We start from the raw sequence: 8,793 nt of genomic DNA, 5'->3' as shown, positions 1-8,793 counted from the left end.
GCGTTTCACTCAATCGTACTTTAATTGACCAATCCCGCTTATTAACTTTCTGTATCACTTTTTCTTATAAAAAATCATGTAAAACCGCTCGCCAAGACCGCACCAATCGGGTAATCTCGAACTCGTTTTGCCTCGGCGGTAGATTATCCTCACAGCATATAATTTTGTGCGTTAGTCCACAGATTTGGCCTTAAGGAATTGTTTCAACATGCCCAGGTAATTAGTCTCGTGTCGCTTGGCATTTTTTTATAACGATATTTGTCGTTAAGGACTTCAAGGGAAAACAAACAACATGGTCAAATCTCAACCGATTTTGAGATATATCTTGCGCGGGATTCCCGCGATTGCAGTAGCGGTTCTGCTTTCTGCATGTAGTGCAAATAACACCGCAAAGAATATGCATCCTGAGACACGTGCAGTGGGTAGTGAAACATCATCACTGCAAGCTTCTCAGGATGAATTTGAAAACCTGGTTCGTAATGTCGACGTAAAATCGCGAATTATGGATCAGTATGCTGACTGGAAAGGCGTACGTTATCGTCTGGGCGGCAGCACTAAAAAAGGTATCGATTGTTCTGGTTTCGTACAGCGTACATTCCGTGAGCAATTTGGCTTAGAACTTCCGCGTTCGACTTACGAACAGCAGGAAATGGGTAAATCTGTTTCCCGCAGTAATTTGCGTACGGGTGATTTAGTTCTGTTCCGTGCCGGTTCAACGGGACGCCATGTCGGTATTTATATCGGCAACAATCAGTTTGTCCATGCTTCCACCAGCAGTGGTGTTATTATTTCCAGCATGAATGAACCGTACTGGAAGAAGCGTTACAACGAAGCACGCCGGGTTCTCAGCCGCAGCTAATAAACCGTTTGGATGCAATCCCTTGGCTATCCTGACGAGTTAACTGAAAGCACTGCTTAGGCAGTGCTTTTTTGTTTTCATTCATCAGAGAAAATGATGTTTCCGCGTCTTGATCCAGGCTATAGTCCGGTCATTGTTATCTTTTAAATGTTGTCGTAATTTCAGGAAATTAACGGAATCATGTTCATACGCGCTCCCAATTCTGGACGTAAGCTCCTGCTTACCTGCATTGTTGCAGGCGTGATGATTGCGATACTGGTGAGTTGCCTTCAGTTTTTAGTGGCCTGGCATAAGCACGAAGTCAAATACGACACACTGATTACCGACGTACAAAAGTATCTCGATACCTATTTTGCCGACCTGAAATCCACTACTGACCGGCTCCAGCCGCTGACCTTAGATACCTGCCAGCAGGCTAACCCCGAACTGACCGCCCGCGCGGCGTTTAGCATGAATGTCCGTACGTTTGTGCTGGTGAAAGATAAAAAAACATTCTGTTCATCTGCGACCGGTGAGATGGACATTCCACTCAATGAATTGATTCCGGCGCTCGACATTAATAAAAATGTCGATATGGCGATCTTACCCGGCACGCCGATGGTGCCGAACAAACCCGCAATCGTCATCTGGTATCGCAACCCTTTGCTGAAAAATAGCGGCGTCTTTGCCGCTCTGAATCTCAACCTGACGCCTTCACTCTTTTATAGTTCACGGCAGGAAGATTACGATGGCGTCGCCCTCATTATTGGCAATACTGCGCTATCTACCTTTTCTTCACGTTTGATGAACGTTAACGAATTAACCGACATGCCAGTCCGTGAAACTAAAATTGCGGGCATTCCTCTGACCGTTCGGCTTTATGCAGATGACTGGACATGGAACGATGTGTGGTACGCATTTTTACTGGGCGGCATGAGTGGAACTGTCGTTGGCCTGCTCTGCTATTACCTGATGAGCGTACGTATGCGCCCCGGCAGAGAAATCATGACCGCCATCAAGCGCGAACAATTTTACGTGGCGTATCAACCGGTGGTGGATACACAAGCTTTGCGAGTAACGGGCCTGGAAGTACTGCTACGCTGGCGGCATCCTGTCGCGGGAGAAATTCCCCCGGATGCCTTCATTAACTTTGCCGAATCGCAAAAGATGATTGTGCCGCTGACTCAGCATCTGTTTGAGTTAATTGCCCGCGATGCCGCAGAATTAGAAAAAGTGCTGCCGGTAGGCGTCAAATTTGGCATTAACATTGCGCCGGACCATCTGCACAGCGAAAGCTTTAAAGCAGATATCCAGAAACTGCTCACTTCCCTACCCGCACACCATTTCCAGATTGTGCTGGAAATTACCGAGCGCGATATGCTGAAAGAGCAAGAAGCCACACAACTCTTCGCCTGGCTGCACTCGGTAGGCGTAGAAATTGCTATTGATGACTTCGGCACCGGGCACAGCGCGCTTATCTATCTTGAGCGTTTTACGCTCGATTATCTGAAAATTGACCGTGGATTTATCAACGCCATCGGTACGGAAACGATCACTTCACCCGTACTTGACGCGGTGCTGACGCTGGCGAAACGCCTCAATATGCTGACGGTTGCTGAAGGGGTCGAAACGCCGGAACAAGCGCGATGGCTAAGCGAACGCGGCGTTAATTTCATGCAAGGCTACTGGATTAGTCGCCCGTTACCGCTGGACGATTTTGTTCGCTGGCTGAAGAAACCGTATACGCCGCAGTGGTAAGGTGTGCTTACGTCCCTTATTATTCATAGTGAAAGCATGCCGGATTGCGGCTAATGATGAGTAAAAGGAAATCCGTTGCAGATGATTGTGCGCATACTGCTGCTGTTTATCGCTCTGTTCACCTTTGGTGCGCAGGCGCAGGCTATCAAGGAAAGCTATGCCTTTGCCGTGCTGGGCGAACCCCGGTACGCGTTTAATTTCAACCATTTTGATTATGTGAACCCCGCCGCGCCAAAAGGTGGGCAGATAACGTTGTCAGCCCTCGGTACCTTCGATAATTTCAACCGCTATGCACTGCGCGGCAACCCGGGCGCACGCACCGAGCAGCTGTACGACACGCTATTTACGACTTCCGATGACGAACCAGGCAGTTATTACCCGCTGATTGCTGAAAGCGCACGCTATGCTGACGATTATTCCTGGGTGGAGGTCGCTATTAATCCGCGCGCCCGTTTTCATGATGGTTCGCCCATTACTGCCCGCGATGTAGAGTTTACTTTTCAAAAATTTATGACCGAAGGCGTGCCGCAATTTCGTCTGGTCTACAAAGGCACCACCGTCAAAGCCATTGCGCCGTTAACCGTGCGCATTGAGTTAGCTAAACCCGGCAAAGAAGATATGTTGAGTCTGTTTTCGCTGCCGGTATTTCCAGAAAAGTACTGGAAGGATCACAAACTTAGCGACCCGCTCGCCACGCCTCCGCTTGCCAGTGGTCCGTACCGCATTACGTCCTGGAAAATGGGGCAAAATATTGTCTATTCCCGCGTGAAAGATTACTGGGCAGCAAACTTACCGGTAAACCGCGGACGCTGGAATTTCGACACCATTCGCTACGATTATTACCTCGATGATAATGTCGCCTTTGAAGCGTTTAAAGCAGGTGCCTTTGATTTGCGTATGGAAAACGACGCCAAAAACTGGGCCACGCGTTATACCGGTAAAAATTTCGATAAAAAATACATCATCAAAGATGAGCAAAAGAACGAATCAGCCCAGGATACGCGCTGGCTGGCGTTTAATATCCAACGTCCAGTATTCAGCGATCGCCGGGTGCGGGAAGCAATCACTCTCGCCTTTGACTTTGAATGGATGAACAAGGCGTTGTTTTACAATGCCTGGAGTCGCACGAACAGTTATTTTCAGAATACCGAATACGCGGCCAGAAATTACCCCGACGCCGCGGAGCTGGTGCTTCTGGCACCAATGAAAAAAGATCTACCGTCAGAAGTCTTCACACAAATCTACCAGCCGCCGGTATCTAAAGGCGATGGCTACGATCGTGACAACCTGTTAAAAGCCGACAAACTTCTCAACGAAGCGGGCTGGGTGCTGAAGGGTCAGCAACGCGTTAATGCCACAACGGGTCAGCCACTCAGCTTTGAATTATTGCTTCCCGCAAGCAGCAATAGTCAGTGGGTATTGCCGTTCCAGCACAGCCTGCAACGGCTGGGTATCAACATGGACATTCGCAAGGTGGATAACTCGCAAATCACCAACCGCATGCGCAGTCGCGACTATGACATGATGCCGCGCGTATGGCGGGCGATGCCGTGGCCCAGTTCCGATTTACAGATTTCCTGGTCATCGGAATATATCAATTCCACTTATAATGCCCCCGGCGTGCAAAGTCCGGTTATCGACTCGCTGATCAATCAAATTATTGCCGCGCAGGGAAATAAAGAAAAATTACTGCCGTTAGGGCGAGCACTGGATCGCGTATTAACGTGGAATTATTACATGCTGCCAATGTGGTACATGGCGGAAGACCGTCTCGCCTGGTGGGATAAATTCTCCCAACCCGCTGTACGCCCTGTTTACAGCCTGGGTATCGATACCTGGTGGTATGACGTTAATAAAGCGGCCAAACTGCCGTCAGCCAGACAACAGGGAGAGTAGATGGGCGCTTATCTGATTCGCCGTCTGTTGCTGGTGATCCCAACGTTATGGGCGATTATCACTATCAACTTTTTCATCGTGCAAATTGCGCCTGGCGGTCCGGTCGACCAGGCCATCGCCGCCATTGAGTTTGGTAATGCCGGAGTATTACCCGGCGCAGGCGGTGAAGGTATTCGCGCCAGCCATGCGCAAACGGGCGTCGGCAATATCAGCGACAGTAATTACCGTGGCGGACGCGGATTAGATCCAGAAGTGATCGCCGAGATCACTCATCGCTACGGTTTCGATAAGCCGATCCACGAACGTTACTTCAAAATGCTCTGGGACTACATCCGCTTTGATTTTGGTGATAGCCTTTTTCGCAGCGCCTCGGTGCTGACGCTGATTAAAGACAGTCTGCCGGTTTCCATCACCCTCGGATTGTGGAGCACGCTGATTATCTATCTGGTGTCGATTCCGTTAGGCATTCGCAAAGCTGTTTATAATGGGAGCCGCTTTGACGTCTGGAGTAGCGCATTTATCATCATCGGCTACGCCATTCCGGCCTTTTTGTTTGCCATCCTGCTGATTGTCTTCTTCGCGGGCGGCAGCTATTTCGACCTGTTCCCTCTACGCGGCCTGGTTTCCGCTAACTTTGATTCGCTGCCGTGGTATCAGCAAATCACCGATTATCTGTGGCATATCACGCTGCCGGTGCTGGCGACAGTGATTGGTGGCTTTGCGGCGCTGACCATGCTGACCAAAAACTCATTCCTTGATGAAGTGCGCAAGCAATACGTGGTGACCGCGCGTGCGAAAGGGGTAAGTGAAAAAAATATTCTCTGGAAACATGTGTTCCGCAACGCCATGCTGCTGGTGATTGCCGGTTTTCCGGCGACGTTTATCAGCATGTTTTTTACCGGCTCGCTGCTGATTGAAGTGATGTTTTCACTCAATGGCCTTGGCTTACTGGGCTACGAAGCGACCGTCTCGCGCGATTATCCTGTAATGTTTGGTACCTTGTATATTTTCACCCTGATTGGCCTGCTGCTGAATATTGTCAGTGATATCAGCTATACGCTGGTCGATCCGCGTATAGATTTTGAGGGACGTTAATGTCGCGACTCAGCCCCGTCAATCAGGCCCGTTGGGCGCGTTTTCGCCATAACCGTCGCGGCTACTGGTCGTTATGGATTTTCCTCGTTTTGTTTGGTTTGAGTTTGTGTTCTGAACTTATCGCCAACGATAAACCGTTGCTGGTACGTTATGACGGCAGTTGGTATTTCCCGTTGTTGAAAAACTACAGCGAAAGCGATTTTGGCGGCCCGCTGGCAAGTCAGGCTGATTATCAGGACCCGTGGCTGAAACAACGGCTGGAAAATAACGGCTGGGTACTGTGGGCACCGATTCGCTTTGGTGCTACCAGTATCAACTTTGCTACCGATAAGCCCTTCCCTTCTCCACCCTCCCGGCAAAACTGGCTGGGAACGGATGCCAACGGCGGCGATGTGCTGGCACGCATTCTCTATGGCACGCGGATCTCGGTTCTGTTTGGCCTGATGCTGACTCTCTGTTCCAGCGTGATGGGCGTGCTGGCGGGGGCGCTACAAGGCTATTACGGCGGTAAAGTCGATCTCTGGGGACAACGCTTTATTGAAGTATGGTCGGGGATGCCGACGCTGTTTTTGATTATTTTACTTTCCAGCGTCGTACAGCCTAACTTCTGGTGGCTGCTGGCAATTACTGTCTTGTTTGGCTGGATGAGTCTGGTCGGCGTGGTGCGGGCGGAGTTTTTACGTACTCGTAATTTCGACTACATTCGTGCGGCACAGGCGCTTGGCGTCAGCGATCGCAGTATCATCCTGCGTCATATGTTGCCTAATGCCATGGTCGCGACCCTCACCTTTTTACCGTTTATTTTATGTAGTTCGATAACCACCCTGACCTCGCTCGATTTCCTCGGCTTCGGTCTACCGCTCGGTTCACCGTCACTCGGTGAACTGCTGTTACAAGGGAAAAATAACCTTCAGGCCCCGTGGCTTGGGATCACCGCCTTCTTGTCGGTGGCGATATTATTGTCTTTGCTGATCTTTATTGGTGAAGCCGTCCGCGACGCATTTGATCCTAATAAGGCGGTGTAGCATGACGCAAACTCTGTTAGCGATTGAAAATTTGTCGGTGGGTTTTCGCCATCAGCAAACCGTACGTACAGTAGTCAATGATGTTTCACTACAGATTGAGGCTGGCGAAACGCTGGCGCTGGTGGGTGAGTCAGGTTCAGGCAAAAGCGTTACCGCGCTGTCAATTTTACGCCTGCTCCCTTCCCCGCCGGTTGAATATCTCTCCGGCGATATTCGTTTTCATGGCGAATCGCTGCTTCATGTCAGCGATCAAACGTTGCGCGGTGTACGCGGTAATAAGATCGCCATGATTTTTCAGGAACCGATGGTGTCGTTAAATCCATTGCATACCCTGGAAAAACAGCTTTATGAAGTGCTTTCACTCCACCGCGGGATGCGTCGGGAAGCGGCTCGTGGCGAAATTCTTAACTGCCTTGATCGCGTTGGTATCCGCCAGGCGGCAAAACGGCTGACAGATTATCCGCATCAGCTCTCCGGCGGCGAACGCCAGCGGGTGATGATTGCGATGGCGCTGTTAACGCGACCGGAATTATTAATTGCCGATGAACCGACCACCGCACTGGACGTCTCTGTCCAGGCGCAGATTTTACAGCTGTTGCGCGAACTGCAAGGCGAGCTGAATATGGGCATGCTGTTTATTACTCATAACCTCAGCATTGTCAGAAAACTGGCCCACCGCGTGGCGGTAATGCAAAACGGTCGCTGTGTCGAGCAAAATTACGCCGCTACGCTATTTGCATCACCCACTCATCCTTACACACAAAAGCTACTCAACAGTGAACCGTCAGGCGATCCAGTGCCGTTGCCAGAACCTGCCTCAACGTTGCTGGATGTTGAACAGCTTCAGGTTGCCTTCCCCATTCGCAAAGGGATTTTGAAGCGCATTGTGGATCATAATGTGGTGGTGAAAAACATCAGTTTTACGCTACGAGCGGGTGAAACACTGGGTTTAGTGGGCGAGTCCGGTTCCGGGAAAAGTACGACGGGACTGGCGCTGCTGCGACTGATTAATTCTCAGGGCAGCATCATCTTTGACGGTCAGCCACTGCAAAATTTAAATCGCCGCCAGCTGTTACCTATTCGTCATCGCATTCAGGTGGTATTTCAGGATCCAAACTCCTCGCTCAACCCACGACTCAACGTTTTGCAGATTATTGAGGAAGGCTTACGGGTTCACCAGCCGACGCTTTCTGCCGCACAACGCGAACAACAAGTGATAGCCGTGATGCATGAAGTGGGATTAGATCCTGAAACACGCCACCGTTATCCGGCGGAGTTCTCTGGTGGTCAGCGACAACGTATTGCGATTGCCAGGGCATTAATTCTTAAGCCCTCGCTGATCATACTTGATGAACCGACATCATCACTCGACAAAACGGTACAGGCGCAAATATTGACGCTATTGAAATCATTGCAACAAAAGCATCAACTGGCCTATTTGTTTATCAGCCACGATTTGCACGTTGTCCGCGCGTTATGTCATCAGGTTATCGTACTGCGACAAGGGGAAGTAGTGGAACAAGGACCGTGCGCGCGCGTGTTTGCCACACCGCAGCAGGAGTATACGCGTCAGCTACTGGCGTTGAGCTGACGCTTAAAAAGGATTGTAGTTTGAAAAGGGTTCGGCAATTGCCACACCAAAATTTTTCAATCGGCATGTTGCAGCAAACTCGTCCTGGCGATTTACAAACAGGCACGGCTCACCTTCACACTCCAGCACCGAACATGGAACTTCGATGTCGCTTAACGCCTGGCTTAGTTTATACATCACCGACCATGCATTATCACCATCCGGGCTAAGCAATTTAAGCGCCACCAGGCTGTTGTCACCGCACGGTCCATTTTGCGGAATCGGTTCAACCTTCGAACCTGCGAAACCAGCAGACCAGCGATAGTTCTGCGGCAGTCGATGGACGATTGAGAGTTGTAATGAAGTCACTTATTTTCCCCGGAAGCACATTCACTTCACAATTTGTTTACATCAATTTTAACACATCATCAACAATCCGTCTTTATACAGATCGTAAAGATTGATGCCTCGCCTGCGTGGCCTCTATGGCTCTGATTTAAGTAATATCTGCGGGCGTGGTCACGTTTGCGGGGCTATATGTACCCGTTTCTGCGATGTAACTCAACCTTTTTAACTACAATGATGTGACTTTTTACATAAGTTTATTTTAC

7 protein-coding genes are annotated in these 8,793 nt (G+C 49.9%); 6 read left to right on the top strand and 1 reads right to left on the bottom strand.

Going from position 1 to position 8,793, the window contains the following annotated elements; genetic code table 11:
• The first annotated feature begins 292 nt into the window (after positions 1-292).
• From mepS to yejF, 6 genes are all read left to right on the top strand, one after another.
• Positions 293-859, top strand: a complete 567-nt coding sequence (gene mepS, locus E0D98_RS18775; RefSeq protein ID WP_000241011.1) for a bifunctional murein DD-endopeptidase/murein LD-carboxypeptidase — start codon at positions 293-295, stop codon at positions 857-859.
• 180 nt (positions 860-1,039) lie between these two features.
• Positions 1,040-2,596, top strand: a complete 1,557-nt coding sequence (locus E0D98_RS18770) for a cyclic di-GMP phosphodiesterase (protein WP_000470594.1) — start codon at positions 1,040-1,042, stop codon at positions 2,594-2,596.
• Between the two features lie 81 nt (positions 2,597-2,677).
• Positions 2,678-4,492 (top strand): extracellular solute-binding protein, encoded by a 1,815-nt coding sequence (locus E0D98_RS18765; RefSeq protein WP_001298777.1) that lies wholly within the window; start codon positions 2,678-2,680, stop codon positions 4,490-4,492.
• Complete coding sequence (locus E0D98_RS18760; protein ID WP_000501584.1) at positions 4,493-5,587, top strand: microcin C ABC transporter permease YejB; 1,095 nt, start codon at positions 4,493-4,495, stop codon at positions 5,585-5,587.
• Entirely contained in the window at positions 5,587-6,612 is a 1,026-nt protein-coding gene (locus tag E0D98_RS18755) for an ABC transporter permease (RefSeq protein ID WP_000088916.1), read from the top strand. Before E0D98_RS18760 ends, E0D98_RS18755 begins: the two co-directional genes overlap by 1 nt.
• A 1-nt stretch (position 6,613) precedes the next feature.
• A complete protein-coding gene (yejF, locus tag E0D98_RS18750) occupies positions 6,614-8,203 on the top strand; it encodes a microcin C ABC transporter ATP-binding protein YejF (protein WP_000194940.1) in 1,590 nt (529 codons plus the stop codon).
• A 3-nt stretch (positions 8,204-8,206) separates the two neighbouring features.
• Here the strand turns inward: yejF and E0D98_RS18745 are convergent, their stop codons facing one another.
• On the bottom strand, positions 8,207-8,551 hold the full coding sequence (locus E0D98_RS18745) for a YejG family protein (protein ID WP_000202798.1): 345 nt from the start codon (positions 8,549-8,551) through the stop codon (positions 8,207-8,209).
• Positions 8,552-8,793: the final 242 nt, after the last annotated feature.

It is taken from the genome of Escherichia sp. KCJ4928, from assembly GCF_004352695.1.
Lineage (GTDB): Bacteria > Pseudomonadota > Gammaproteobacteria > Enterobacterales > Enterobacteriaceae > ECMA0423.
Note: the sequence above shows the minus strand (reverse complement) of the source record. Positions and strands in the feature narration are given on the sequence as shown.

What these genes read in the sequence shown, in the direction of transcription:
- mepS (WP_000241011.1), top strand. Translation starts at nt 293, where the DNA reads ATGGTCAAATCTCAACCGATTTTGAGATATATCTTGCGCGGGATTCCC.
- E0D98_RS18770 (WP_000470594.1), top strand. Translation starts at nt 1,040, where the DNA reads ATGTTCATACGCGCTCCCAATTCTGGACGTAAGCTCCTGCTTACCTGC.
- E0D98_RS18765 (WP_001298777.1), top strand. Translation starts at nt 2,678, where the DNA reads ATGATTGTGCGCATACTGCTGCTGTTTATCGCTCTGTTCACCTTTGGT.
- E0D98_RS18760 (WP_000501584.1), top strand. Translation starts at nt 4,493, where the DNA reads ATGGGCGCTTATCTGATTCGCCGTCTGTTGCTGGTGATCCCAACGTTA.
- E0D98_RS18755 (WP_000088916.1), top strand. Translation starts at nt 5,587, where the DNA reads ATGTCGCGACTCAGCCCCGTCAATCAGGCCCGTTGGGCGCGTTTTCGC.
- yejF (WP_000194940.1), top strand. Translation starts at nt 6,614, where the DNA reads ATGACGCAAACTCTGTTAGCGATTGAAAATTTGTCGGTGGGTTTTCGC.